The organism is Bradyrhizobium sp. 153 (assembly GCF_023073835.1).
In the GTDB taxonomy this organism is placed as follows: Bacteria; Pseudomonadota; Alphaproteobacteria; order Rhizobiales; family Xanthobacteraceae; genus Bradyrhizobium.
This window is the reverse complement of record NZ_JADPKH010000015.1, coordinates 65,761-91,824: the sequence shown is the minus strand read 5'-3', so window position 1 is coordinate 91,824 and position 26,064 is coordinate 65,761. Positions and strand designations below refer to the sequence as shown.

At 65.9% G+C, this 26,064-nt stretch carries 25 protein-coding genes and 2 riboswitches; of the genes, 17 read left to right on the top strand and 8 right to left on the bottom strand.

The window, feature by feature from the left end; genetic code table 11:
• Positions 1–2: 2 nt before the first annotated feature.
• Both IVA91_RS02900 and cobJ read left to right on the top strand, forming a co-directional pair.
• Positions 3–734: a precorrin-2 C(20)-methyltransferase gene (locus tag IVA91_RS02900; protein WP_247278188.1), complete on the top strand. Its 732-nt coding sequence runs from the start codon at positions 3–5 to the stop codon at positions 732–734.
• Entirely contained in the window at positions 731–1,465 is a 735-nt protein-coding gene (gene cobJ, locus IVA91_RS02895; protein WP_247278187.1) for a precorrin-3B C(17)-methyltransferase, read from the top strand. The genes IVA91_RS02900 and cobJ overlap by 4 nt, the downstream gene beginning before the upstream one ends.
• On the opposite strand, the gene IVA91_RS02890 is transcribed toward cobJ, so the two are convergent.
• Complete coding sequence (locus IVA91_RS02890) at positions 1,441–2,187, bottom strand: cobalt-precorrin-6A reductase (RefSeq protein ID WP_247415359.1); 747 nt, start codon at positions 2,185–2,187, stop codon at positions 1,441–1,443. The genes cobJ and IVA91_RS02890 overlap by 25 nt on opposite strands.
• On the opposite strand from IVA91_RS02890, the gene cbiE reads away from it, so the two are divergent.
• From cbiE to cobT, 8 genes are all read left to right on the top strand, one after another.
• The gene (gene cbiE, locus IVA91_RS02885; protein WP_247278185.1) at positions 2,186–3,367 is read left to right on the top strand and encodes a precorrin-6y C5,15-methyltransferase (decarboxylating) subunit CbiE; all 1,182 of its coding nucleotides are present in this window, start codon (positions 2,186–2,188) and stop codon (positions 3,365–3,367) included. The two genes, IVA91_RS02890 and cbiE, sit on opposite strands and share 2 nt — an antisense overlap.
• Positions 3,364–3,732 carry a cobalamin biosynthesis protein gene (locus IVA91_RS02880; protein WP_247278184.1) on the top strand — a complete coding sequence of 123 codons (369 nt, stop codon included), beginning with the start codon at positions 3,364–3,366 and terminating at the stop codon, positions 3,730–3,732. Before cbiE ends, IVA91_RS02880 begins: the two co-directional genes overlap by 4 nt.
• Positions 3,729–4,511, top strand: a complete 783-nt coding sequence (cobM, locus tag IVA91_RS02875; protein ID WP_247278183.1) for a precorrin-4 C(11)-methyltransferase — start codon at positions 3,729–3,731, stop codon at positions 4,509–4,511. Before IVA91_RS02880 ends, cobM begins: the two co-directional genes overlap by 4 nt.
• Positions 4,511–5,821 carry a cobyrinate a,c-diamide synthase gene (locus IVA91_RS02870; RefSeq protein ID WP_247278182.1) on the top strand — a complete coding sequence of 437 codons (1,311 nt, stop codon included), beginning with the start codon at positions 4,511–4,513 and terminating at the stop codon, positions 5,819–5,821. The genes cobM and IVA91_RS02870 overlap by 1 nt, the downstream gene beginning before the upstream one ends.
• Positions 5,818–6,549 (top strand): uroporphyrinogen-III C-methyltransferase, encoded by a 732-nt coding sequence (gene cobA, locus IVA91_RS02865; RefSeq protein ID WP_247278181.1) that lies wholly within the window; start codon positions 5,818–5,820, stop codon positions 6,547–6,549. The genes IVA91_RS02870 and cobA overlap by 4 nt, the downstream gene beginning before the upstream one ends.
• 45 nt (positions 6,550–6,594) lie before the next feature.
• A riboswitch (cobalamin riboswitch) is annotated at positions 6,595–6,815 on the top strand.
• A gap of 36 nt (positions 6,816–6,851) precedes the next feature.
• Positions 6,852–7,529 carry an energy-coupling factor ABC transporter permease gene (locus tag IVA91_RS02860; protein ID WP_247278180.1) on the top strand — a complete coding sequence of 226 codons (678 nt, stop codon included), beginning with the start codon at positions 6,852–6,854 and terminating at the stop codon, positions 7,527–7,529.
• A gap of 45 nt (positions 7,530–7,574) precedes the next feature.
• The gene (gene cobF / locus IVA91_RS02855) at positions 7,575–8,324 is read left to right on the top strand and encodes a precorrin-6A synthase (deacetylating) (RefSeq protein WP_247278179.1); all 750 of its coding nucleotides are present in this window, start codon (positions 7,575–7,577) and stop codon (positions 8,322–8,324) included.
• 10 nt (positions 8,325–8,334) lie between these two features.
• Positions 8,335–9,387, top strand: a complete 1,053-nt coding sequence (cobT, locus tag IVA91_RS02850; RefSeq protein ID WP_247278178.1) for a nicotinate-nucleotide--dimethylbenzimidazole phosphoribosyltransferase — start codon at positions 8,335–8,337, stop codon at positions 9,385–9,387.
• A gap of 6 nt (positions 9,388–9,393) precedes the next feature.
• Here cobT and IVA91_RS02845 read toward each other — a convergent pair whose 3' ends face one another.
• On the bottom strand, positions 9,394–9,966 hold the full coding sequence (locus IVA91_RS02845) for a histidine phosphatase family protein (protein ID WP_247278177.1): 573 nt from the start codon (positions 9,964–9,966) through the stop codon (positions 9,394–9,396).
• 72 nt (positions 9,967–10,038) lie between these two features.
• Positions 10,039–10,241: riboswitch (cobalamin riboswitch) on the top strand.
• Positions 10,242–10,357: 116 nt separating this feature from the next.
• On the opposite strand from IVA91_RS02845, the gene IVA91_RS02840 reads away from it, so the two are divergent.
• The 7 genes from IVA91_RS02840 (at position 10,358) to IVA91_RS02810 (ending at position 19,855) form a co-directional block, all read left to right on the top strand.
• Positions 10,358–12,715, top strand: a complete 2,358-nt coding sequence (locus IVA91_RS02840; protein ID WP_247278176.1) for a TonB-dependent receptor — start codon at positions 10,358–10,360, stop codon at positions 12,713–12,715.
• 12 nt (positions 12,716–12,727) lie between these two features.
• Positions 12,728–14,161 (top strand): PepSY domain-containing protein, encoded by a 1,434-nt coding sequence (locus IVA91_RS02835; protein WP_247458330.1) that lies wholly within the window; start codon positions 12,728–12,730, stop codon positions 14,159–14,161.
• 233 nt (positions 14,162–14,394) lie between these two features.
• Entirely contained in the window at positions 14,395–15,996 is a 1,602-nt protein-coding gene (locus tag IVA91_RS02830) for an ABC transporter substrate-binding protein (RefSeq protein ID WP_247278174.1), read from the top strand.
• Positions 15,997–16,013: 17 nt separating this feature from the next.
• Positions 16,014–16,955, top strand: a complete 942-nt coding sequence (locus tag IVA91_RS02825; protein ID WP_247278173.1) for an ABC transporter permease — start codon at positions 16,014–16,016, stop codon at positions 16,953–16,955.
• Complete coding sequence (locus IVA91_RS02820; RefSeq protein ID WP_247415351.1) at positions 16,952–17,875, top strand: ABC transporter permease; 924 nt, start codon at positions 16,952–16,954, stop codon at positions 17,873–17,875. The genes IVA91_RS02825 and IVA91_RS02820 overlap by 4 nt, the downstream gene beginning before the upstream one ends.
• A 16-nt stretch (positions 17,876–17,891) precedes the next feature.
• A complete protein-coding gene (locus IVA91_RS02815) occupies positions 17,892–18,881 on the top strand; it encodes an ABC transporter ATP-binding protein (RefSeq protein WP_247278171.1) in 990 nt (329 codons plus the stop codon).
• Complete coding sequence (locus IVA91_RS02810; RefSeq protein ID WP_247278170.1) at positions 18,878–19,855, top strand: oligopeptide/dipeptide ABC transporter ATP-binding protein; 978 nt, start codon at positions 18,878–18,880, stop codon at positions 19,853–19,855. The genes IVA91_RS02815 and IVA91_RS02810 overlap by 4 nt, the downstream gene beginning before the upstream one ends.
• A 4-nt stretch (positions 19,856–19,859) precedes the next feature.
• Here IVA91_RS02810 and IVA91_RS02805 read toward each other — a convergent pair whose 3' ends face one another.
• The 6 genes from IVA91_RS02805 to IVA91_RS02780 form a co-directional block, all read right to left on the bottom strand.
• Complete coding sequence (locus IVA91_RS02805) at positions 19,860–20,147, bottom strand: YciI family protein (RefSeq protein ID WP_247278169.1); 288 nt, start codon at positions 20,145–20,147, stop codon at positions 19,860–19,862.
• A 66-nt stretch (positions 20,148–20,213) separates the two neighbouring features.
• On the bottom strand, positions 20,214–21,188 hold the full coding sequence (locus tag IVA91_RS02800) for a sugar ABC transporter substrate-binding protein (protein ID WP_247278168.1): 975 nt from the start codon (positions 21,186–21,188) through the stop codon (positions 20,214–20,216).
• A 42-nt stretch (positions 21,189–21,230) separates the two neighbouring features.
• Complete coding sequence (locus IVA91_RS02795; RefSeq protein WP_247278167.1) at positions 21,231–22,208, bottom strand: ABC transporter permease; 978 nt, start codon at positions 22,206–22,208, stop codon at positions 21,231–21,233.
• Positions 22,205–23,155 carry an ABC transporter permease gene (locus IVA91_RS02790; protein WP_247278166.1) on the bottom strand — a complete coding sequence of 317 codons (951 nt, stop codon included), beginning with the start codon at positions 23,153–23,155 and terminating at the stop codon, positions 22,205–22,207. Before IVA91_RS02790 ends, IVA91_RS02795 begins: the two co-directional genes overlap by 4 nt.
• Positions 23,148–24,671, bottom strand: a complete 1,524-nt coding sequence (locus IVA91_RS02785; RefSeq protein ID WP_247278165.1) for a sugar ABC transporter ATP-binding protein — start codon at positions 24,669–24,671, stop codon at positions 23,148–23,150. The genes IVA91_RS02790 and IVA91_RS02785 overlap by 8 nt, the downstream gene beginning before the upstream one ends.
• Positions 24,668–26,062: an FAD-linked oxidase C-terminal domain-containing protein gene (locus IVA91_RS02780; RefSeq protein WP_247278164.1), complete on the bottom strand. Its 1,395-nt coding sequence runs from the start codon at positions 26,060–26,062 to the stop codon at positions 24,668–24,670. The genes IVA91_RS02785 and IVA91_RS02780 overlap by 4 nt, the downstream gene beginning before the upstream one ends.
• Positions 26,063–26,064 lie beyond the last annotated feature (2 nt).

Genomic DNA, 26,064 nt, shown 5'->3' with positions numbered 1-26,064 from the left:
TCATGGGACGCATCATCTGCTGCGGTCTCGGCCCCGGCGATCCCGATTTGATGAGCGTGCGCGCCGACCGCATGGTGCGCGGTGCCAGGCACGTCGCCTATTTCCGCAAGAAGGGAAGGCCGGGTCAGGCGCGCCGCATCGTCGAGGGCATGCTTGCTGCCGACATCACCGAATACCCCATGGAATATCCCGTTACGACCGAGATCGCCTTCGACAGCCCCGGCTATGTCCATCTGCTCGCCGGCTTCTATGACGAATGGGCCGAGCGCCTGGCGCGGCTTTCGCGCGCGGTCGACGTCGTCGTGCTCTGCGAGGGTGATCCCTACTTCTACGGCTCTTTCATGCATCTGCATACGCGCCTGCAAGGCCGCGTCGAGATCGAGGTGATCGCGGGCATTCCCGGCATGGTCGGCTGCTGGAACGGCGTGGGACAGCCGATTGCGCTCGGCGACGATGTGACGACGGTGCTGATGGGGACGCTTGGCGAAGACGAACTCGAGCGGCGCATGCGCAATTCCGATGCACTCATCATCATGAAGACCGGCCGCAATCTTGCAAAGGTGCGCCGCGCGCTTGCATCCGCCGGACGGCTGGACGATGCCTGGCTGGTCGAGCGCGGCACCATGCCCGGCGAGCGCATCGCGCGGCTCGCCGAGGTCGATGCCGCCGATTGTCCCTATTTCGCGATCGTGCTGGTGCACGGCAAGGGCCGGCACCTGGACGCCGCCGAATGACGGGCACGCTGACTATCGCAGGGCTCGGCCCTGGCAGCGACGCGCTGGTGACGCCGGAAGTCTCCGCCGCGCTCGCGGCCGCGACCGACATTCTCGGCTATGCGCCTTATGTCGCCCGCGTCCCGCCGCGACCGGGGCTTGCACTGCACCCGTCGGACAATCGCGAAGAGCTGCAGCGCGCAAGCGAAGCCTTGCGGCTTGCCTCGGAAGGCGGCCAGGTGGTCGTCGTCTCCTCCGGTGATCCCGGTGTGTTCGCGATGGCCTCTGCCGTGTTCGAGGCGCTCGAGCAGGCACCGCAATGGCGGGAGCTGCCTATTCGCGTGCTGCCCGGCATCACCGCCATGCTGGCGGCGGCTGCCCGCGCCGGCGCGCCGCTCGGCCATGATTTCTGTGCGATCAATCTCTCCGACAATCTGAAGCCCTGGGCGGTGATCGAGAAGCGCCTGCGGCTTGCGGCGGAGGCCGATTTTGTCATTGCGATGTACAATCCGCGTTCGGCGAGCCGCGCGGAGGGATTTGGCCGCGCGCTTGCGGTGCTGAAGGAGTCCGGTTGCGGCGAGCGCCTGATGATCTTTGCCCGCTCGATCAGCGCGCCCGATGAAAAGATCGAGACCGTCGCTCTGAACGAAGCGACACCCGAGATGGCCGACATGCGCACGCTGGTGATCGTGGGCAATTCGCAGACCCGCCGCGTCGGCCGCTGGGTCTATGCGCCGAGGCAGGTCCGATGACCGAGCCACTGCATGACCTCGGAAACGCTCTCCACCCGCAACCGCTCGGGCAGGTTTGGTCGCGAGATCATGATCACGGGCAGGCCGAGCATGCGGGCCGCATCGATCTTGGCGCGCGCACCGTCTCCGCCGGAATTACGGGCAACGATCCAAGTGATCCCGCGCTCCCGCATCATCTCCAGCTCGCTATGAAGCGTGAACGGCCCGCGCGACACGATCACGTGGGCCGGAAAGGGCAGGGTTGTTTCGGGGGGATCGACGAAACGCAGCGTGTAGCGATGCTGCGGCGTCATCGCAAATGGCGCGATGTGTTGGCGGCCGATGGCGAGGAACACTTTGGCCGGCCTTTCGGGCAGCGTTGCGACGGCGGCGTTGACGTCGACGACCTCGATCCAGTTGTCGCCAGGCGCTTTGGTCCAGGGCGCTCGCTCCAGCGCAATCAATGGCGTGCCCGTCTCCGCGCAGGCTTCGACCGCATTGCGGCTCATCTCCGCCGCGAATGGGTGGGTCGCGTCGACCACATGCGTGATGCCTTCATGACGAAGGTATTCGGCAAGCCTGCCCACGCCGCCGAAGCCGCCGATGCGGGTCGGCAGCGGCTGATCGGCAGGCGCGCGGGTGCGACCGCCATAGGAATAGACGGCCTTGATGCCCGCGCGCGCGATCGCCGCAGCCAGCAGGCTCGCATCGGCTGTTCCGCCCAGAACGAGGGCGCGCATCATGGCTGATCCCTGGCTGACCATCATCGGTATCGGCGAAGATGGCCTTGCCGGGCTGTCCGAAGCAAGCCGAAAGGCGCTTGCCAAGGCAGAAACCGTCTTCGGCGGCGAGCGCCATCTCGCGCTTGCGCAAGTTGGCAGCCGCGGCCGTCCGTGGCCGGTGCCGTTCGATGCAGATATCGTGCTGAGCTGCCGCGGCCGGCCGACGGTGGTGCTCGCCTCAGGCGATCCGTTCTGGCATGGCGCCGGCGCAAGTCTTGCCGACAAGCTGCAGGCTGGCGAGTGGATTGCGCACTCCGCGCCGTCGACGTTCTCGCTCGTCGCTGCGCGGCTCGGCTGGCGTCTGGAATCCGTGATCTGTCTTGGACTTCACGCTGCGCCATTCGAACGTCTCGTGCAGCATCTGGCGCGCGGGGCGCGGATCATCTGTCTCGTGCGTAATGGCAAAGCGGCCGGCGATCTCGCGAACTGGCTGACCGAGCGCGGCTGGGGCCCTTCCGCATTCTGGACTCTCGCCGCGCTTGGCGGGCCGAATGAAAGCGTCAGAGAGTATCGCGCTGAGAGCTTTACGCGCGCTTCGTCCGGAAATCTCACTGCGGTTGCGCTGGAGACGAAGGGAGGGCAGGGGCTGTCTCGCGGTTCGGGCCTGCCGGACGATCTCTTCGCTCACGACGGCCAGATCACCAAGCGGCCGATGCGCGCCTTTGCGCTCTCGGCGCTGGCGCCGTGTCCCGGCAGGACGCTGTGGGACATCGGCGCCGGTTCGGGCTCGATCTCGATCGAGTGGGCGCTGTGCGGCGGAACGGCGGTGGCCATTGAGGCGCGTGATGATCGGGCTGCCAACATCCGCAGCAACGCGGCCGCGTTCGGACTGGAGCATCGGATCAAGGTCATCGCGGGCGAAGCACCCGATGCTGTGACAGCGCTGGACGCGCCGGACGCTGTCTTCGTCGGCGGCGGCCTCGATGGCGCGATGTTTGACGCCATCTGGTCGCGGCTGGCGCCTGGGGCGCGGCTCGTCGCGCATGCGGTGACGCTGGAGACAGAGGCGCTGCTCGGCGAGCTGCATCAGCGCCACGGCGGCGAGCTGATGCGCGTCGAGATCGCGCATGCAAGTCCACTCGGTCGCTACCGCTCCTGGGAAGCGGCGCGGCCGGTGGTGCAATGGAGTGTGGTCCGATGAAAGTTGCCGGGCTCGGATTCAAGAACGACGTGACGCTGGCTTCACTGCGCGAGGCGCTGCTGGCGGCCGGCGGTCCCGAAGGCCTTGCGGCAGTGGCGACCGTCAGCGACAAGGCCGAGGCCGAAGCGCTGAAGCAGCTCGCGCGTGAATGCGGCGTGCCGATCAAGGCGGTTCCGGTGCACATGCTCGCGGGCATCGACACGCCGACGCAATCGGAGTTCATCGCGGAAAAGTTCGGCACGGGATCGGTTGCCGAAGCCGCGGCGCTCGCAGTGGCCGGCCCTCGCGCGCGGCTGATTGCGACACGCGTTGTCTCGCAGGATCGCACCGCGACCGCCGCGATTGCGGAAGGAGACGGCTTATGACCGTGCATTTCATCGGGGCCGGCCCGGGCGCGCCCGATTTGCTGACGTTGCGCGGCCGCGACCTGATCGCCGCCTCTCCGCTGTGTCTCTATGCCGGCTCGCTTGTGCCGGAGGGTGTGCTGGCGCATTGCCCGCCGGGCGCGCGGATCGTCAACACCGCGCCGCTGTCGCTCGACGAGATCATCGCCGAGATCGCCGCCGCGCATGCGGGCGGCAAAGACGTCGCCCGTCTGCATTCCGGCGATCTCTCGATCTGGTCGGCGATGGGCGAGCAGCTCCGCCGCCTGCGCGCGCTCGGCATCCCCTATTCGGTCACGCCGGGCGTGCCGTCCTTCTCGGCTGCTGCCGCTGCGCTGGAGGCCGAGCTGACGCTACCGGGCCTTGCCCAGACCGTGGTGCTGACGCGCACGCCGGGCCGGGCCAGCGCCATGCCCGAGGGCGAGAAGCTTGCCGCATTCGCCGCGACCGGCGCGGTGCTCGCGATCCACCTGTCGATCCACCTGCTCGACAAGCTCATCGCCGAGCTGACGCCGCATTACGGCGCAGACTGCCCGGTCGCGATCGTCTGGCGCGCGAGCTGGCCGGACCAGCGCATCGTGCGCGCCACACTGGCAACGCTCGATGCGGCTGTAGGCAGCGAGATGGAGCGCACCGGGCTGGTCCTGGTCGGCAGGACGCTGAATGCCACGGATTTTGACGAGAGCCGCCTCTATGCCGCCGACTATGATCGCCGCTATCGGCCGGTTGGCGCCGAGCCCCGCTTCCCGGAGGCGCCCTGATGGCGGCAGGTCTCGTCATCTCCGCACCGGCCTCAGGCGTCGGCAAGACCACGCTGACGCTGGCGCTCGCCCGCGCTTGGCGCAATCGCGGCTTGAACGTGCAGTGCTTCAAGAGCGGGCCCGACTATATCGATCCCGCCTTTCACGCTGCGGCGACGGGACGGGCCTCCGTCAATATCGATAGCTGGGCAATGGATCGCGGGGCGATCGCGCATCTCGTCAGCCGCGGCGCGGATGCCGACGTCGTGCTCGCGGAGGGCTCGATGGGCCTGTTCGACGGCGTCGCCGCGCGCGGCGTCTCCGGCACCGGCGCCACCGCAGACATCGCCGAGATGCTGGGCTGGCCCGTGCTGCTGGTGATCGATCCCTCTGGCCAAGCGCAGACCGCGGCAGCGATTGCCGCGGGCCTTCGCGACTACCGCCCTGGCGTGCGCCTTGCCGGCGTCGTGCTCAATCGTGTCGCCAGCCCACGCCACGAAGATCTCGTGCGTCGCGCGCTGAGAGACGCCGGCATCGCCGTGTTCGGCGTATTGCCACGCCATGCCGAGATTAGCCTGCCAAAGCGGCATCTCGGCCTGGTGCAGGCCGAGGAGCAGACCGGGATCGGCAAGCTGATCGACGAGGCCGCGCGCTTCGTTGCCGAGCATGTCGATCTCGATGCGGTGCTGCGGGCGGCCGCCAATTGGTCGCCGCAGGCAGCGAGCAATGATTTGAACGTCACGCCGCCCGGGCAGCGCATTGCGCTCGCCCGCGATGCGGCGTTCTCCTTCGTCTATCCGCACATGCTGGAGGCCTGGCGCGCGGCCGGCGCCGAGATCGTGCCGTTCTCGCCGCTGGCCGACGAATCGCCCGACGCGAGCGCCGATGTCTGCTGGCTGCCCGGCGGCTATCCCGAGCTTCATGCCGGCAAGATCGCGGCCAACGCACGCTTTCGCAGCGGCGTGCGGTCCTTCGCCGAGACACGGCCGGTCCACGGCGAATGCGGAGGCTATATGGTGCTAGGAACTGCTTTGACCGATGCCGATGGCGTGCGCCATGAGATGGCGGGGCTGCTCGGCCTGGAGACCAGCTTTGCCAAGCGCCGCATGCATCTGGGCTATCGTCTCGCCGAACTGGACACGCCGATGCCGGGGCACCGGGCAGGCGCACGCCTGCGCGGCCACGAGTTCCATTATTCGACGATCATCGCCCAGCCCGACACGCCGCTGGCCGTGGTCCACGATGCAACCGGCGCGGTCATTGCCGAGACCGGCTCGCGGCGGGGCCAAGCCACCGGCACGTTCTTCCATCTGATTGCGGAGGACCGGTGAGCGGTTTTGTCAGTTTCGTCTCCGCCGGCCCCGGCGACCCAGAACTCCTCACGGTGAAGGGGACTGCACGGCTGCGCGAGGCCGACGTCGTGCTCTATGATGATCTTGCCTCCGGCGCGATCCTCGATCTCGCCCGTCCCGGCGCCAATCTCGTCGCGGTGGGCAAACGGGCAGGGCGGCCCTCCACCAAGCAGCACCACGTCAACCGCCTTTTGGTTGACTACGCCGCAACTGGCGCGCGCGTGGTGCGGCTGAAGTCTGGCGACGCCGGCATTTTCGGCCGGCTCGAGGAGGAGCTCGAGACGCTGCGCGAGGCCGGCATCGGCTACGAGATCATTCCCGGCGTCACATCCGCCTGCGTCGCCGCCGCGCAAGCCGGCATCCCCCTGACCCGGCGCCACACCTCGCGGCGGGTGCAGTTCGTGACCGGGGCTGACGTCACCGGCGAACTGCCGCAAAACCTGAATTGGGTGGCGCTGGCAGATCCGGAGGCAACCACCGTGGTTTATATGGGCCGGCGCACCTTTCCGGCCCTTGCCGCAAAATTGATCGAGCATGGCCTGGCCGCAAATACGCCGGCGCTGTTTGCGGAATCTCTTGGCCGTTCCGACGAGCGGCTGGTCCGCACCACCATTGTCGAGCTTGCCGAGCAGCTTGCGCGCGGCGGCGCCGCTTCCACCGCCGCCGTCATCCTGTTCGGGGCGCTGGCAGGAGACGATCTGTCATGATGGCCGCGGCCGCCGTTCGCCCCTTGACGCCCGGCTCGCGAAAGGGGCACACAGGAGAGGCATGGTGCTCGACGCGGCGCAAAGCGCCGGAGCATAATCGGGAATGGGGGCGGGCGGACCCAGTTGCGGCGCCCAAATCCCCAGCCGCCCCCGCGACTGTAAGCGGTGAGGGGCTCCGATCAGCCACTGGGCCGCAAGGCTCGGGAAGGCCGGAGAACCCCAGTGAACCGCGAGCCAGGAGACCGGCCCTGCACGTTTTGAGGCCAAGGCCGTCGGGTGTGACGGCAGGAAGGATCTGAGCCATGCATATCGAACCCGGAATCGTGACGGGCGCCAAGCTCGTGTTGAGTTACGCAACCGGCATCGCCGCAGGCGGCGTTGCCTTGAAGCTCGCGGTCGACACCGTGCGCGAGCAGGGCATCGGCTCGTTCGCGACGCGCACGCTCGCCACCACCGGCCTCGTCTTCAGCTTCTTCCAGGTGCTGCCGCACTTCCCCGTCGGCGTCTCCGAGGTGCACTTCATCCTCGGCTCGACGCTGTTCCTGCTGTTCGGTGCTGCGCCCGCCGCCTTCGGCCTTGCGTTCGGCCTGCTGCTCCAGGGCGTCTTCTTCGTGCCGACCGACCTGCCGCAATACGGCATGAACATCACCACGCTCCTGGTGCCGCTGTTCGCGATTCAGGCGTTGGCCACGCGGATCATTCCGCGCAACACGGCTTACGTCGATCTGCAATACCGTCAGGCGCTGGCGCTCTCGACCGCCTATCAGTCCGGCATCGTCGCCTGGGTGGCGTTCTGGGCGCTCTATGGCTCCGGCTTCGGCGCGACCAACCTCGCCAACATCGCGGCGTTTGCGGCATCCTATGCGCTGGTCATCGTGATCGAACCGCTCGCCGATCTCGCGGTGCTGGCGCTGGCGAAGTCGCTGCGCGGTGTCACTGCGCCCGGCCTCGTCACGCCGCGCCTGCATAACGGCGCTTGAGAGACAAGCGAAGGGCGGCCGGTGCGGCCGCCCTTCGCGCTCGCGATGCTCACGCTTTCCCTGATAGGCATCGGTTGCGGCGATCCCGGGCAGCTCACGCGCGCCGCGGCCCGTGCCATCAACGCTGCCGACATCGTCCTGATCCCGCGCAAGGGGCCGGCGAAATCCGATCTGGCGGATCTCAGGCGGACGATCTGCGCGGACGTGCTCACCAGCGCGAGCACGCGCATCGCCGAGTTCGACTTGCCAGTGCGGGACACGACTGAGGCGGACTACCAAAAGGGCGTGGACGATTGGCACGATGCGGTGGCGGCAACCTGGTCGCAAACCATCGCAAATCATCTCGACGGCGAGGGCAAGGTCGCGCTGCTGATCTGGGGCGATCCTTCGCTGTACGATTCCTCGCTCCGCATTGCGCGGCGGCTCGATCCGTTACCGACGATCGAGGTCGTGCCCGGCATTACTTCGATCCAGGCGCTGTGCGCCGCGCATGCGCTGCCGCTCAACGACATCGGTGAGCCATTCCTGGTCACGACGGGGCGGCGCTTGCGCGAAGGCGGCTGGCCACAAGGAGTCGATACCATCGCGGTGATGCTCGACGGCGGCACGGCGTTCGAGTCGCTCGCTCCGGAAAGTCTGCAGATCTGGTGGGGTGCCTATCTCGGCATGCCCAACCAGATCGTCATGTCCGGCGCGTTGGCCGAAGTCGGCCCGCGCATCGTCGCACTTCGGCAGGAAGCGCGCGAGCGGCATGGCTGGATCATGGACAGCTACATTCTCAAGCGCACGCGTTAAGCGAGGCTGCATGCTCCCCGAATGGGTCTACCAAGAGTGTCCCGAAATCTCCGCGATGCACCGCGAGGCAGCGATCGCGCGGCAGACGCAGTTGACAAAACCGACCGGCGCGCTCGGCCGGCTTGAGCAACTGGCGATCGAGCTTGCGGGCCTGCAAGCGACGGAATCTCCTCGCGCCGCGCGCGTGCCGATCATCGTCTTCGCCGGCGATCACGGCATCGTTGCGCAGGGTGTGTCGGCCTATCCTCAAGCTGTGACCATCGCAATGATGGCGAATTTTGCGTCCGGTGGCGCCGCGATCTCAGTGCTGGCGCGTGAGCTTGGCTCCAGCCTGGAGGTGGTCGACGCCGGCACGCTGGCGCAGGAACAGATGGCGGGCGTCGTCACCGACAAGCCGCGGAGCGGCACGCGCGATTTCAGCGAGGAAGCTGCACTTGAGCCGGCGGAACTGGCATTCGCCTTCGCGGCCGGCCAGCGCGCGGTTGCGCGCGCGGAAGTCGGCCGGCCTGATCTGGTGATCTTCGGCGAGATGGGCATTGGCAACACCACGGTCTCGGCGGCCATTGCGGCGAGTCTGCTCGGCATCAGCGCCGAGGAAATCGCGGGCAGCGGCACCGGAATCGACGCGGCCGGCCGCGCGCACAAGGCGCGGGTGATCGATGCCGCGATTGCGCGCCACGGTATTGCGGGGGCTTCGCCCGAACACATCTTGTGTGCCGTCGGCGGTCTCGAGATCGCGGCGATCTGCGGCGCTATCATCGCGGCGGCGCAACGCCGCCTTCCCGTATTGATCGACGGATTCATCGTGTCGGTCGCGGCGCTGGTGGCGGTGCAGATCAACCCATCGTGCCGGCCGTTCCTGCTGCCGTCGCATCAATCGGCGGAGCAGGGGCATCGGCTGGTGCTGCGTGCGCTGAACGTGCAGCCGCTGATCAGCCTCGATCTCCGGCTCGGTGAGGGCTCCGGCGCTGCGATCGCGTTGCCGCTGGTGCGGTCGGCTTGCGCGCTCCACAACGGGATGGCGACTTTTGCGCAAGCCAATGTGCCGGATCGCCCGGCCTGATCGGGCTCAGGCCATCCGCTGATTGACGGAGACGACGCGCCACCCAGTGGCGAGCCGGTCGATCCGGGTGAGCGACAGCGGATCGATCACGAAGCGCAAGGCGGCGTGCGGCGTCAGATCCAGCGCGATGCACAGCGCGGCGCGGATCGTGCCGGAATGCACGACGAGCGTTGCGGAGCCCGCGCCGATCCGCGAGAGCCCAAGCCGGACGCGCGCGACCTGATCCGCAAAGCTCTCGCCGCCCGGCGGACGTCCGCGCGCCGGATCGCTCCAGAATTGCGCATAGGCCTCGTCCCCGGCCGCGCCGATCTCGTCATGCCGACGGCCGGTCCATGCGCCGAAATCCTGTTCCCCGAATTCGGGGATCAGCTCGGGCGCGAGTCCCAGCGCATGCGCGGTCTCGATCGTGCGCCGCGCTGGGCTCGCATGGCTCGCCGCGCCTCTCGGCAGAGACTGCCGCAGTGCCTCTAGCTGCGCGCGATCGCGAAGATCGGCCGGGGCATCGGCGGCATGGATCGTCCCTGTGACGCCATCGACCGGCGCATGCCGTATCAGCCAGAGGAAGGTCTCGCCTTCCATGCTCGTCTCCAAGGAAGTTGGTTGCTGTGGCAATAACGCCGCAGCTTGCACATTGACTCCGTCTTGATCGTAATCCTAGATGCTGGCGACGGTTTCCCCGAGAGGGGATGAAAAGGGAATGCGGTGCGGGGAATTCGTCCCCAATGCCGCGGCTGCCCCCGCAACTGTAAGCGGTGAATCCTTCGTCAGAAGCCACTGGGTCCTCGGTCCCGGGAAGGCGACGAAGCGGTCACGACCCGCGAGCCAGGAGACCTGCCGTCAGCCGTGGTCACACGCGAAGATGTCGGTCGGGGAGTACAGACATTCGGCTTCATCGAAGGGCTGACAGGCCAAAGGTGAGACCTCGTTCGCTGTGACGTGCCACTGACGTCATACCGAGGTTTCGAAAACCGTGTCTTGTCTCCTTTTTGTACGACCGCACCGCTTCCTGCTTGCCTCCGCGGCGCTTACGTCACTGGCCGCCGTCGATGTATCTGCCGCCCGGGCGCAGCAGGTCCGCGAGTCGCTGCCGCCGGTCGAGGTGTCGCCCGCCCAATCCCGCAAGCAGGCCAAGCCGGCGGGCCGGGAGGCGCAGGGCACACGCCGTGCAACGGCGCGCAGGCCAGCGACTGCATCCGCAGCGCCCAAGCCTGTCGTGCCGGCCGCCGCGGCACCAACGCCGCTCAACAGCAATGCTGTGGCTGAAAGCGCCTCGCGGCTCGGCCTCACCGTGCGTGAAACGCCGGCGACCGCCGAAGTCATCTCGGCCGAGACGATGCGCGAGCAGAGCTATCGCACTGTCTCCGAAGTGGCGCAGGGCGCGGTCGGCGTCACCTCCGGCGACAATCCGGCTGAACCTTCAGCCTTCTCCATGCGCGGCTTCACCAACAGCCAGATCAACACGCTCTACAACGGCATCAAGATCGGTCCGCAGAACATGACCTCGCGGATCGTAGACACCGCCAATCTGGAGGCCGTTGAATTCCTGAAAGGTCCGGCCTCGCTGATTTCAGGCGAGGGCGCTGCCGGCGGCGCCATCAACTTCGTCACCAAGCAGCCGCATACAGGACCGGTCCGGAACGAGGCTGATTTCTCTTGGGATTCCCTGAACTCGTTCCGCGTCCACTATGGCTCGGGTGGCAGCACCAACGTGCAGGGCCTGGACTATCGCGTCGACATCAGCCGTTCCACCCTCAACGGCTTTGCCGACGACACCAACGTCAAGACGTTCGGCACGTCCGGCCAGCTCAATTACCGCATCTCGGACAGTCTCAAGATCTGGGGCGCAATCGAATACAGGGAGGACCGCTCCAAAGCCTATTGGGGCGCGCCGCTGGTGCCGATCGCCTTCAGCGGCTCGCACGCGACGACGGGGATCGTCTCCGGCAATTACGTCTCCAACTACAACGGAAGCAATCTCGGCGCCGTCACCATTGACGACCGCACCTTCAACACCAATTACAACGTCCTCGACAATCGCAACGCCGCCCAGGAGGTGTGGCTGCGCGGTGGCTTCGAGCTGAAGCTCGCGCCGGACCTGACGCTGAAGAGCCAGGCATATGGCTACGGTGCAGAACGGACCTGGTTCAACAACGAGATCGAGGCGTTCAATTCCACGACGAACATGGTCGATCGTGAACGCTTCTATGTCGCGCACAGCCAGCGGCTGGTGGGCAACATCACCGACCTGATCTGGGACACGAACATTGCAGGCTTCGACAACCGGCTGGTCACGACGTTGTCGTCAAGCTATCTCGACTTCGTCAGGCCGGGTGCGGCAAACTTCCCAGGCGATTCCGTTTCGCTGGTCAATCCCGACCGCGGCTTTTACGGCCCGCTCACGATCCAGCAGCAAACCGCGCGCATCGACAATGAGGCGCTGTCGTTCGAGGACCGGCTGAAGCTGACACGTACCTTCGCACTGGTCGGCGGCCTGCGCGTCGAGCATATCGGGCTCGACCGCAACTCGACCGATAAGAACGGCCTGGAGAAGGCTGGCTTTCCGTTCACGAAAGACTGGGCGCCGGTCACCGGTCGCATCGGCTACACCTGGGAGGCCGTGCCCGGCCTGACCTTCTTCAGCCAGTACGCCACCGGCGCTGATATCTCCGCCAACAACATCTTTCTGCTCGGGCCGACCCAGCCGCTCGAACTGACGACCGCGCGCACTTATGAGACCGGCGTCAAGCATCTGTTCTGGGACAACAGGGCGGAGTGGTCTTTTTCCGCCTACGACATTGTGCGCAAGAACGTCTACGCCGCGGCCGGCGGCATGCAGTTGAATATCGCCGGACGGCAGGAGTCGAAGGGCGTGGAACTCGCGGCGTCCGTGCGCCCGATCGAGCCCCTGCGTCTCTGGGGCAACATCGCCTTTGTCGATGCGCGCTATGCCGACTACAATTTTGCCGGCGGCTCATTCTCCGGCAACACGCCGCCGAACGTGCCGCGCATCGTGGCCAACGCCGGCGCTTCGTATCGCTTCTTCACGCCCTGGCCGGTGGAGCTCGGCATCACCGGCCGTCACGTCGGCGACCGTTACAACACCGATGCCAACGTGGTGACGATGAAGGCCTACACTGTGGCCGACGTCTATGCCTTCGTCGACATTCCCAAGACGGTGTTCAATGCGGTCGACCAGGCTCGCCTGACCTTCCGTGTGCGCAATATAACCGACAAGCGGTATGCGATCTGGGGCGATCCGTTCTACCCCGACCAAATCCTGCTCGGCGCGCCGCGGACCTACGAAATCTCCGCGGCGTTCAAATGGTGAGGTGTTAGACGGATGATGAGTGCGATCGTCCTGCTGCACCGCTGGCTCGGGATCGCCTTCTGCCTGCTGTTCGCGATGTGGTTCGCGACCGGGATCGTGATGCACTTCGTTCCGTTCCCGTCGTTGACGGAGGCGGAGCGATTTGCCGGACTCGTGCCGCTGGATCGCGAAGAGACGAGAATACCGGTTGCCGGCGCCGCTGCCGCGAGCGGGATCGCGGATGCCACGCGCGTTCGGCTGATCCAGCGAAGCGACGGCGCGGTTTACATCGTCTCGGGTCCATCGCGTCAGCGCGCAATCCGCGCGGCCGACGGGAACGACGCGTCGGTGAAATCCGCCGATCTCGCACTGGCTATTGCGCAGGCTCATGCGCGCCCGCGCGAGATCGATGCCTCGCATGCGAGGATTGTCGGCCGTGCGGATGTCGATCAGTGGAGCGTACCGAACGGATTCGATCGCCATCGACCCTTGTTGCGCGTGGCCCTCGGCGATGCCGCCGGGACGGAAGTCTACGTCTCGTCGCTCACCGGTGAGATCGTCCTGGATACGACGCGGCGCGAGCGAGGCTGGAATCTTGTCGGCAGTGTGCTGCACTGGATCTATCCGACCGTTCTGAGAAGCGACTGGGCGCTATGGGATCGGCTGGTGTGGTCGCTATCGCTGCTGGCTCTGATCGCGGCTGTACTTGGTACGGTGCTCGGGATTGTGCGGATCAGGATTGGCAAGAGGCAGATCTCGTCGCCTTACCGTGGCTGGCACGCCTTGCATCACTTGATCGGCTTGGCAGCGGCAGTCTTCGTGCTGACCTGGATCTTCAGCGGCTGGCTCTCGATGGATCACGGCCGACTGTTCTCGCGCGGGCAGTTGACCACCACTGAGGCCGGCCTGGTGAACGCAGCGCCGGATTGGCGGGATGCTTCATCGCTCGATCGGTGGCCAATATCTGCCTTGGCTCGCGAGGTCGAATGGTTCGCCTTCAACGGCAATGTCTATCGGCGCGATCGGGTGGCGCTCGGCCGTCAGACGTTGATCAGGACAGGGGATGCGCCGCGCGATGGACCGCGGGGATTCCTTGACGTGCACGAGATTCAGGGGCTGACCGGGCGCTTTGCAGACGGCTGCGCTCCACCATCCGTCCTTCCTGACAACGACGGCTACCCCGCCCGATCCATGATGCCGGGTGCACCGGTCTACCGCTCGTTGTGCGGCGAGAACTGGTTCGACGTCGATGGCGCCGACGGCGCCGTGCTGCAAAGATTGGATCCGTCGCGGCGCGCCTACCGCTGGCTTTACGGCGCACTGCACACGCTCGACTTCCCGGTCCTGCTCTCGCATCCGCGGCTGCGCGACGTCGTGACCGTCGGGCTCTGTGCCCTCGGGCTGGTGTTCTCCATCACCGGCATTGTCATCGGCTGGCGGCGCTTGCGGTCCTCGCTGGCAGCCTGAATTAAGGCGCAAGGGCGGCTCGATACGGCAGGGATCAGCAGATCAGCGATACGCGGGCGGCGCACGATACGCCGTGCTGATCGCGGCGGCGCCTGCCAGGACGCGCGAAGTCCGATCCAAATCCCGCTGGCGAAGGTGGGGTTAGTGGCATACCATTTGCACGCCAATGGGCTCTGGTTTCACCTGCCCGTGGCCAATGATGGCCGGCATCACGGCAATACTGGGAGGACTTCATGGATCGCAGGACCGTATTGAAGGGACTGGCTGGTGCGGGCGGTCTGGCATTGACGGGCGGCCTTTCGGCCCCCGCCCTGTCGCAAGGTGCGGCGCGCACCCTGCGCTTCGTGCCGCAGGCAAACCTCGCCAATTTCGATCCGATCTGGGGCACTCAATATGTCGTGCGCAACGCTGCAGCGATGGTCTGGGACACGCTCTACGGCATCGATTCCTCGCTTCAGCCGCAGCGGCAAATGGTCGAGTCCGAGGAAGTGACGGACGACGGTACGACCTGGACGTTTCGCTTAAGGCCTGGCCTCAAGTTCCACGACGGCGAGCCGGTGCTGAGCAAGGACGTCGTCGCGAGCCTTTCCCGCTGGGCGGCCCGCGATCCGATGGGCCTCATGATCAAGGCGCTCCAGCAGGAACTCACCGCCGTTGACGACCGCACCTTCAAATGGGTGCTGAAGCAGCCCTATCCGAAGATGCTTTACGCGCTGGCAAAGAACAATTCGCCTTGCTCCTTCATCATGCCGGAGCGCATCGCGCAGACCGATCCGTTCAAGCAGATCACGGATTACGTCGGCTCCGGTCCGATGAAGTTCGCCAAGGGCGAGTGGGTGCCCGGCGCGAAAGCGGTGTTCGAGAAGTTCGCCGACTACGTGCCGCGGCAGGAGAAGGCATCCTGGCTTGCCGGCGGCAAGCAGATCCTGGTCGATCGCGTGGAGTGGGTGGTGATGCCGGATCCGGCCACCGCGGCCGCCGCGTTGCAGAACGGCGAGGTCGACTGGTGGGAGAGCCCGATCGCCGACCTCGTTCCGGTCCTGAAGAAAAACAAGAATATCAGCGTCGACATCGGCGATCCCCTTGGCAATATCGGCTCGTTCCGCATGAATCACCTCTTTGCGCCCTTCAACGATGTGCGGGCGCGCCGTGCCGTGCTGATGGCGCTGAGCCAGGAAGATTATATGCGCGCGATCGTCGGCGACGACACTGCGCTCTGGAAGCCGCTCCCCGGCTTCTTCACGCCGAATACGCCGCTCTACAGCGAAGCAGGTGGCGAGATCCTGAAAGGCAAGCGTGATTTCGATGCGGCCAAGAAGCTGCTCGCCGAGAGCGGCTATTCCGGCCAGCCGGTGACCTGCCTGGTCGCGCAGGATCAGCCGATCACGAAGGCGCAAGGAGACGTCACGGCGGACCTCCTGAAGAAGCTCGGCATGAATGTCGACTTCGTTGCCACCGATTGGGGCACGGTCGGCTCGCGCCGTGCGCAGAAGACGCCGCCCGGCCAGGGCGGCTGGAACATGTTCCACACCTGGCATGCGGGTGCGGATTGCATCAATCCGGCCCCCTACACCGCCATTCGCGCCAATGGCGACAAGGCCTGGTTCGGCTGGCCGAGCAGCCCCGGCACCGAAAAGGAGGTCACGGCCTGGTTCGACGCCAAGAACATCGATGAGGAGAAGGCTGCGGTCGCCCGCCTCAACAAGGCGGCGCTCGAGGACGTCGTCTATGCGCCGACAGGATTCTTCCTGAGCTACACGGCGTGGCGCAAGAACGTCTCCGGCATCACCAAGGGGCCGCTGCCGTTCTTCTGGGGCGTGTCGAAGTCCGCATGATCCTGCGTTGAGGCCAGATGCTCTCGTACATCCTCCGTCGCATCGTCGCAACACTTCCGGTGATGGCGATCGTCGCGCTGTTCGTGTTCAGCCTGCTCTACATCGCGCCCGGTGATCCCGCCGTGGTGATCGCGGGCGATCAGGCGAGCCCGGAGGATGTCGAGCGCATCCGCCAGAGCCTCGGCCTCGATCGGCCCTTCCTGGTCCAGTTCGGAAGCTGGGTCTGGCGTATCCTGCACGGCGATCTCGGCACCTCGATCTTCACCAATCTGCCCGTGTCGGCGCTGATCGGCCAGCGCCTCGGACCGACGCTGTCACTGATGATGGTCACCCTGCTGCTCACAATCGTGGTCGCGGTGCCGCTCGGCGTGGTGGCGGCGTGGAAGGCTGGCAGCCTGATCGACCGCGTGATCATGGGCTTTGCCGTGTTCGGCTTCTCGCTGCCCGTCTTCGTGGTCGGCTACATGCTCGCCTACGTCTTCGCGCTCGAGTTGGAATGGCTGCCGGTGCAGGGGTATACGCCGCTCGCGCAAGGCTTCTGGCCGTGGCTCGAGAACCTGATCCTGCCGGCGATCGCGCTCGGCTGCGTCTACATTGCGCTGATCGCGCGCATCACCCGCGCCACCATGCTCGAAGTCTTGCAGCAGGATTATATTCGCACCGCCCGCGCCAAGGGCCTCGGGCAGGGGGGCATCCTGTTCGTTCACGCGCTGAAGAACGCGGCGGTTCCGATCGTGACCGTGATCGGAATCGGCATCGCACTCCTGATCGGCGGCGCGGTGGTCACGGAGAGTGTGTTCGCGATCCCCGGTCTCGGCCGCCTCACGATCGACGCGATCTTGCGCCGCGACTATCCCGTCATCCAGGGTATCGTGCTGCTGTTCAGCTTCGTCTACGTCCTCGTCAATCTGATGATCGACGTCATCTACACGCTCGTTGACCCGAGGATCCGCTATTGACCGATACCACCGTCAATCCGCAATCGCTTCCCGCTGGCTTCGTCGTCGCGCCACAACTACCCGAGATCCTGCGACCGGTCAGGATCCGGCTCGGTTTCATCGGGTTCTTGCGCGGCCATCCGACAGTCGCGATCGGCGGCGCGCTGCTGCTGACCCTGGTCCTGATCGCGATCTTTGCGCCATATCTCGGAACAGTCGACCCGACCGCGCTCGCGCCGGCCAAGCGCACGCGGGCGCCGTCGGCCGATTTCTGGTTCGGCACCGACGTGCTCGGCCGCGACATCTATTCGCGCGTGCTGTTTGGCGCGCGGGTCTCGCTCACGGTCGGGCTTTCAGTTGCGATCTTCGCATCCGCGGCCGGCCTTGCCATCGGCATGGTTTCCGGCTTCATCCGCTGGGCCGACGGCATCCTAATGCGCTTCATGGACGGCCTGATGTCGATCCCGCCGATCCTGCTCGCGATCGCGCTGATGGCGCTGACCCGCGGCAGCGTCGGCAACGTCATCCTGGCTATCACCATCGCCGAAATCCCGCGTGTTTCGCGCCTCGTCCGCAGCGTGGTGCTGTCGTTGCGCGAGCAGCCTTATGTGGACGCAGCCGTCGCCTGCGGCACGCGCACGCCGATGATCATCTTGCGCCATATCCTGCCCAACACGGTGGCGCCGATGCTGGTGCAGGCGACCTATATCTGCGCCAGCGCCATGATCACGGAGGCGATCCTGTCCTTCATCGGCGCAGGGACGCCGCCGACTATTCCGTCCTGGGGCAACATCATGGCCGAGGGCCGCGCGCTGTGGCAGGTCAAGCCCTACATCGTGTTCTTTCCGGCTGCATTCCTGTCCGTGACCGTGCTCGCCGTGAACCTGCTTGGCGACGGTCTTCGCGACGCGCTCGATCCGCGCATGGCCAAGAGCCTTTGAAGAGGGGCTGATCGCGATGCCACTGCTCGAAGTCGAGAACCTCCAGACCCATTTCCGTACCCCCAGCGGCATCAACCGCGCGGTGGACGGCGTGTCCTTCCACGTCAACGAGGGCGAGACGCTTGCCATCGTCGGCGAGTCCGGCTGCGGCAAGTCGGTGACGTCGATGTCGGTGATGCGGCTGATCCCGGAACCGCCGGGCCGGATCGCAGGCGCCATCCGCTTTGCGGGGAGGGACCTGCTGCAACTGTCCGATCGCGAGATGCGCGCCATCCGCGGCAACGACATCTCGATGATCTTCCAGGAGCCGATGACAAGCCTGAACCCGGTCCTCACGGTCGGCCGCCAGATCCGGGAGACCTTGATGATCCATCAGGGCCTGGACAAGCAGGCCGCCGAGACGCACGCCATCGAGATGCTGACGCTGGTCGGCATTCCCGAGCCGAAGCGCCGCGTGCGCGAATATCCGCACCAGCTCTCCGGCGGCATGCGCCAGCGCGTCATGATCGCCATCGCGCTCGCCTGCAATCCGAAGCTTCTCATCGCGGATGAGCCCACGACCGCCCTAGACGTGACCATCCAGGCACAGATCCTGAAACTGATGCTGGATCTGAAGCGCCGGGTCGGCGCAGCCATCATCCTGATCACGCACGATCTCGGCGTCGTCGCCGAAATCGCCGAACGCGTCATGGTTATGTATGCCGGCTGCAAGGTCGAGGAGGCACCGGTAGCCGAACTGTTCCGTTCGCCGCGCCATCCCTATACGCAAGGCCTGCTCGGCGCGGTGCCGCGCCTCGGCTCCTCGCTGACCGGCACTGCGAGACGACTGGCCGAGATTCCCGGCCAGGTGCCTGATCTGCGCAAGCGGATCACCGGCTGCGTCTTTGCCGGACGCTGTGCGCTTGCGACCGACCTCTGCCGGCAATATGCGCCGGGGCTCGAAGAGAAGGATCCCCGTCATATCGCCGCCTGCCACTATGCGGCCAAGGGAGCCGTCGCGGCATGAGTGCTCCGCTGCTCCAGGTCAACGACCTCAAGAAGCATTTTCCGGTCAAGACCGGCTTGTTCGGCCGCAAGTCCGAACGGGTCTATGCGGTGGACGGCGTGTCGTTCGAGATCGCGCGCGGCGAGACGCTGTCGCTGGTCGGCGAGTCCGGCTGCGGCAAGTCGACGGTCGGTCGCGCCATCCTGCGGCTGTTCGACATCACCGCGGGGCAGGTGATCCTCGACGGCCAGAGGATCGACGATGCCGCGCCGAGCACGATGCGTCAGATGCGCCGCCGCGTGCAGGTGGTATTCCAGGATCCGTTCTCGAGTCTCAATCCGCGCATGCGCGTGCGCGACATCCTGGCCGAACCGATCCGCAATTTCGGCCTCGCCAAATCCGCGGAAGACCTCGAACTGCGCGTCACCGCGCTGATGGACACGGTCCGCCTGCCGCGCGAGGCGCTGAATCGCAGGCCCCACGAGTTCTCCGGCGGCCAGCGCCAGCGCATCGGTATCGCGCGGGCGCTCGCGGCCGAGCCCGAGTTGATCGTCTGCGACGAGGCAGTCTCGGCGCTCGACGTCTCGGTCAAGGCGCAGATCGTCAATCTGCTTCAGGATCTCCAGCACGAGTTCGGCCTTGCGCTCTTGTTCATCAGCCACGATCTCGCGATCGTCGAGCACATGACCCACCGCGTTGCAGTGATGTATCTCGGCAAGATCATCGAGGTGGCGCCGCGCCGCGAGATATTTGCCGCGCCAAAGCACCCCTATACCAAGGCGCTGCTTTCGGCGGTGCCGTTGCCCGAGCCGGGCGCCCGGCGCAATCCCATCATCCTCAAGGGCGACGTGCCGAGCCCGATCAATCCGCCGCGTGGATGCCGTTTCCACACCCGCTGTCCCTTCGTCTTCGACCGCTGCCGGACCGAGGAGCCGACGCTGCGCGCGACGGGCGCCGAGCAGTGGGTGGCCTGTCACCTCGAAGACGCGCCTTAACGCCTCAACCCTGGCGGCGCAGGAAGCCCGTAATCGTCACCTTCTCCCAGATGCCGGCGGCGGCAAAAGGATCGGCGCGGTTGAAGGCCTCGACCTCGGTGCGACCTGCCGCCTCGATCAGGAACAGGCTGCCGATCATGGTCGCGCCGTCGTCGGAGACGAGCGGTCCCGACATCACGATCTTGACGCCGAAGCGCGAGGTGTCGCTGAGGAAAGCCTTGTGGGCGTCGTAATTGGCGAGCCGGGTCGGCAGCGCGCCGGCGCGGTCGAGGGCGTGAATGGCGAACAGCATGGGGAGATCCGTTTCTTGGGACGGCCGCGAGGACGCGGCCGTCCGGGCCTGTCGTGAGCGGTTGGTCTACTTCGCGCTGAGCTTGCCCGCCTCCTCGAAGGTCGGGCAGGTCCGCTGCTCCAGCGGCACGTCGAACGGCTGGTAATTGTCCTTGGTGATCACCGTAGGCTTTAGCACGATCTCGCTGATGACCGGCTGATTGCGCAACGACCGGATCGCCATCATGGTGCCGAGGCAGCCTTGGGCAAATCCGTTGTAATCCCCACTTGCCAGGAGCTTGCCGGATTTGATCGCATCGATCGCCTCCTTGGTGCCGTTGATGCCGATCACCTGAGCCTTGCGGTTGGCGCCGTCCAGCGCCTCGATCGCGCCGACCGCCATGGCATCGTTGGCGGCGAGCACGCCGTCGATCTGTGAATTCGACTGCATCAGATTCTCCATCACCTGGAGCGCCTGGAGCCGCTGGTAATTGCCCGGCTGCGAGGCCAGCAGCTTGGCCCCCGGGCTTTCCTTCAGCGCGTCGTTGAAGCCGCGGACCCGGTCGACATTGGTCAGTGAGCCCTTGACGCCTTCGATGATGACGATATTGCCCTTGCCGCCGAGCGTCTTGAGCAGGAAGCGCGCAGTCTCGAGCCCGAGGCTGTAATCGTCGGCGCCGACGAAGGAGAGGAACTTGCCGCCCGCGGAACGATCGGTGATGTTGACGACGGGGATCTTTGCCTCGTTGATCTTCTCGACACCGGGCACCATCGCCTTGTAATCGACCGGCGTGAAGACGATCGCGCTCGGCTTCTTCACCACGACGTCCTCGATCTGGCTGAGCTGCTCGGGGATCGAATCCGGCTTGGTCGGGATGTACTGAAGCGTCTTCGCGTTCAGCGTCTTCGCCATATTGTCGGCACCGACCCGAACCGTCTGGAAGAACGGATTGGTCTGGTTCTTGGTGAAGATGGCGATGGTCTCGCCGTCGGCGCGTGCTTGCGTGCTGAACGCGGCCGCCATCAGCAGCGGTAGCGCCAGATAGCCCAGTTTCTGTTTCATATTGCCTCCATCCCTCATTTTGCTTGTTTGAACCTCAAAAGCTCATTGCGTGCGGCGGCGGGTCTTCATGTCGAGCCAGACCGCGAGAATGACGATGATGCCGGTCACGAGCGGCTGCCAGTTGGCGCTGACCGAGAGCAGGTTCATGCCGTTCAGCACCAGCGTCAGGATCAGTGCGCCGATGAACGTGCCGAACACCGTGCCGACGCCGCCGAACAGCGAGGTGCCGCCGATCAGCACGGCCGCGATCGCGGGCAAGGTCAGGCTCTCGCCAATGTCGGCCTCGGCCGAGTTCAGCCGCGACAGGAAGATAATCGAGGCAAGTCCCGCCATGGTGCCGGAGACGGTGTAGACCAGCAGCAGGCGGCGCGCGACCGGGATGCCGGAGAGGCGGGCGGCGACCGGATTGGCGCCGATCGCATAGATCTCCTGGCCCCAGATCGTGCGCTGCGCGAACAGCGTTCCGATCCCGAGGAACACCAGCAGCAGATAGACCGGGATCGGCAGGCCGAACAGGTAGCCGCTGCCGATCTGGCGGAAGCCTGCGGGGAAGCCGTGAAGGGTCTCGCCCGCCATGTACCAATAGGTGAGGCCGTTCAGCACCCAGAGCATGCCGTAGGTGGCGATGAAGGAGGGGATGCGCAGCGCGGTGACCATGATGCCGTTGAGGAGGCCAACGATGCCGCCGCAGGCAAGCCCGGTGAGGATGCCAAGCGCCGGCGAGCCGGTCTTGTGGATCACGGTCCCGGCGATGCAGGCAGACAGTGCGACATTGGCGCCGACGGAGAGATCAAGGCCGGCGGTCAGCACCACCAGAGTCAGGCCGGAGGCGATAAAGAAGGTCAGGCTCGCCTGCCTCAGCACGTTGAGGATGTTGCCGAGGCTCAGGAAGGAATCGCTCAGCACGGCGAGCACGGCGCAGATCAGCAGCGCCGCGAGCAGGCGATAGAACAGCTGGATCGCATCCTGCGACAGGAACGAGCGGGGCGGCGCGATGGCGTCCTTGGTGATGTCGGTCATGCGCGGCTCCTGAGGCCATCGAGGAACAGGGCGACGATGACGAGCACGCCGACGCTTGCCACCTGCACCGAGGACGGCAACGAGATCAGGTTCAGCCCGTTGCGCAACACGCCGACGGAAAGAACGCCGAGCAAGGTGCCGAGCAGCCAGCCATTGCCGCGCTCAAACGAGGTGCCCCCGACGGCAACGGCCGCGATGGCATCGAATTCAAGCCCGAGGCCGGCGGTGGGGTGGCCGGAATTCATCCGCGCGGTCATCAAGAGGCCGGCGATGCCAGCCATGGCGCCGCCGATCGCATAGACCGCGATCAAGAGCCGGTTCGGCGAGAGACCCGCATAGCGCAGCGCCTCGCGGTTGCCACCGAGGGCGAAGATGTAGGTGCCGAAGCGGGTATGATAGAGCAGGCCGTGAAACGCCGCGTAGGTCACGAGCGCCATCACGATTGGCACGGGGATGCCCAAAAGCGTCGCCGAGTAGATGTCGCGCACGCTGTGGGGAATGCCGACCACGCTCTGGCCGTCACTGACGATCAGCGACAGGCCCTGCGCCATGCCGAGCGTGCCGAGCGTCGCGACGAAGGGCGGAATGCCGAGGATGGCGACCAGCCAGCCGTTGGCGATACCGAAGGCGGTGCCGACCAGCAGGCCGGCACCTAAGCCCAGCAACATCGATTTCGTGGCGAGCGATACGATCGCGACGCAGAGCGAGGTCAGCGTCAGCACCGCGCCCATCGACAGGTCCAGCCCCTCGGTCATGATGATCAGCGTCATCGGCAGCGCGAGCATGGTGAGAATGGTCGATTGCACCAGCACGTTGGAGAGGTTGGCGACCGACAGGAAGCCGGGCGCGATCACGCTGAACAGCGCGATCAGCAGCACCAGCACCATGGCGACGCCGGGAATGCGTTGCAGCGGATTGGGCTCTGAGACGATCGCGGCTTCACGCATGATGCATCCCCAGTCGCACGATGTTCTCCTCGGTCAGTTCGTTGCGTGTCAGATGACCGGCGATACGCCCCTCGCGCATCACATAGGCGCGGTCGCAGACATGGCAGATCTCGACCTGTTCGGACGAGATCATCAGGGCGGCCGCGCCCTCCGCCACGAGGCGGTCGATCAGGGCAAATATCTCCGACTTGGCGCCGATATCGATGCCGCGCGTCGGCTCGTCAAAGATGAATAGCTTCGAGCCGGCCGCTAGCCATTTGCCGATCACGACCTTCTGCTGGTTGCCGCCCGAGAGCAGGCCAACGGTCTGCCGCGCACTCGGTGTCGCGATCCTCAATTGCCGGATCAGGCCGTCGGAGGTGCGCTGCGCACGCCGCTGGTCGAACAGGCCGCTGGGAAACAATTTTCGCAGCGCCGACACCACCAGATTGTCGCTCACTGATCGCAGCAAGGCCAAGCCTTCGCTCTTGCGGCTCTCCGGGATCAGCGCGATGCCGCGACGGGTCGCGAGGTCGGGCTCGCCGGAAATGGTCTTGCCGTCGAAGACGATCTCGCCCGACGTTACGGGATCGGCGCCGAAGATGGCGCGCGCAACCTCGCTGCGGCCCGAGCCGACCAGGCCGCAAAGGCCGACGATCTCGCCCCGGCGCACCTCGATGTTGATGTCGGAGATGCCGGTCGGCGCGGTCAGGCCCTTGACCTCCAGCAGCACCTCGCCGGGCTTGGCGGCAAAATGGCGCGGATAGGTCATGTCGACATTGCGGCCGACCATCATCCGGACGAGCTGGTCCGGCGTGACGTCGGCGGGACGGACACCGTCGATGCGGCGGCCGTCGCGCAGCACGGTGATGCGATCGCCGAGTGCGAACACTTCGGCCATGCGGTGGGAGATGTAGACGATCGAGACCCCGTCGGCCTTCAGCCGCGCAATCAGCGCGAACAGCAGCTCGGTCTCGCGGTCCGACAGCGCCGCGGTCGGCTCGTCCATCACAAGGATGCGGGCGTTCTGGCTGATTGCTTTCGCGATCTCGACCATCTGCTGCTGCGCTACGCCGAGCTTGTCGACGGTGGTGGAGGGATCGATGTCGAAACCGATGGTGCCGAGCACGCGCCTGGCGTCAACCAGGATCTGGCGGCGGTCGATGGTACCGGGAATGCGGCCCTTCGGCTCGCGGCCGAGGAAGATGTTCTGAGCGATGTCGAGATAGGGGACCAGGGAGAATTCCTGGAAGATCACGGCAATGCCGAGCTTTTGCGCATCGGCAGTCGAGTTGACTGCAACCTTCTCGCCTTTGTGGTAAAACTCGCCGGAGTCTGCGCGGTAGGCGCCGCACAGCACCTTCATCAGGCTCGACTTGCCGGCGCCGTTCTCGCCCAGCAGCATATGCACCTCGCCGGGGTAGATGGCGAAGGAAACGTCATCGAGCGCCTTGACGCCGGGAAATTCCTTGCTGATGCCGCGCAGCTCGAGCAGCGGCGTGGGCGAGGTGACCTCGATCGGAAGCGCGTCGCTCATACCATGGCTCCGCTCGCAAAGATCTTGCCGGGGTTCATCAGTCCATCAGGGTCGAGCGCGGACTTGATCGACCGCATCACGTCGACGGCCTCGCCGAGCTCGTCGGTGAGATAGTCGATCTTGCCGAGCCCGATGCCGTGCTCGCCAGTGCAGGTGCCGTCCATGGCGATGGCCCGGGCGACCATGCGCGCCTGAAGCGCCTTGGCGCCTTCGGCTTCGTCGGGCTTTGCCGGGTCGATCAGGATCAGCATGTGGAAATTGCCGTCTCCGACATGGCCGACAATCGGTGCCGTGAAGCCGTGCGCGTCCGCATCCCGCCGCGTCTCGGTCAAGCATTCCGCCAGCCGCGAGATCGGCACGCAGACATCGGTGATCACCGCCCGCGCACCGGGCCGCAAGCCGAGGCCGGCATAGAGCGTGTTGTCCCGAGCGTGCCAGAGCCGGCTGCGGTCTTCCGGCGCCTTGGCCCAGGCAAAGCCATGGCCGCCATGGTCGGCGGCGATCGCCTGCGCGGCCTCGGCCTGCTCGGCGACGGAAGCCGCGGAGCCATGGAATTCGAAGAACAAGGTCGGGGCCTCGCGATAGCCGAGCTTTGCATAGGCATTGATGCCGTGCATCATGACGTCGTCGAGCAACTCGATGCGCGCAACGGGGATCGCCGACTGGATCACGGAGATCGCGGTATCGACGGCATTGTGCAGGCTATCGAAGCTGCACACTGCGGCCGAGATCGCCTGCGGCACGGGATGGACCTTCAGCGTGATCTCCGTGATGACACCAAGCGTGCCCTCCGCGCCGACGAACATGCGCGTCAAATCATAACCGGCCGCCGATTTGCGCGCGCGCCTAGCCGTCCGAATCACCCGCCCGTCCGCGAGCACCACCTCCAGCGCCATGACGTTGTCTTTCATGGTGCCGTAGCGCACCGCCATGGTGCCTGAGGCGCGCGTCGACGTCATGCCGCCGATCGAGGCGTCCGCGCCGGGATCGATCGGGAAGAACAGGCCGGTCGTCCGTAGCTCCGCATTGAGCTGCTTTCGCGTGATGCCGGGCTGCACCACGACATCCATGTCGCTGTCGTGGACGGCAAGCACCTTGTTCATGCGCGCGAAGTCGAAGCAGACGCCGCCGGCGACCGCGGCCGCATTGCCTTCGAGCGAAGTGCCGGCGCCGAACGGGACGATCGGCATGCCCGCGCTCGCGCAGAGTTTCACGATCTCGGCGACCTCCTGCGTGCTTTCAGGGAAGACGACGATGTCGGGCGGCAAGTTGCGGTAATGCGACTCGCTCTGCCCGTGCTGGTCGAGCACGCCGCGCGCAACGCTCGCGCGCGGGCCGATCATGCCGGTAAGGCGATCGGCCAATATGCTCGTGCTGACCCGCGGTCCCATCC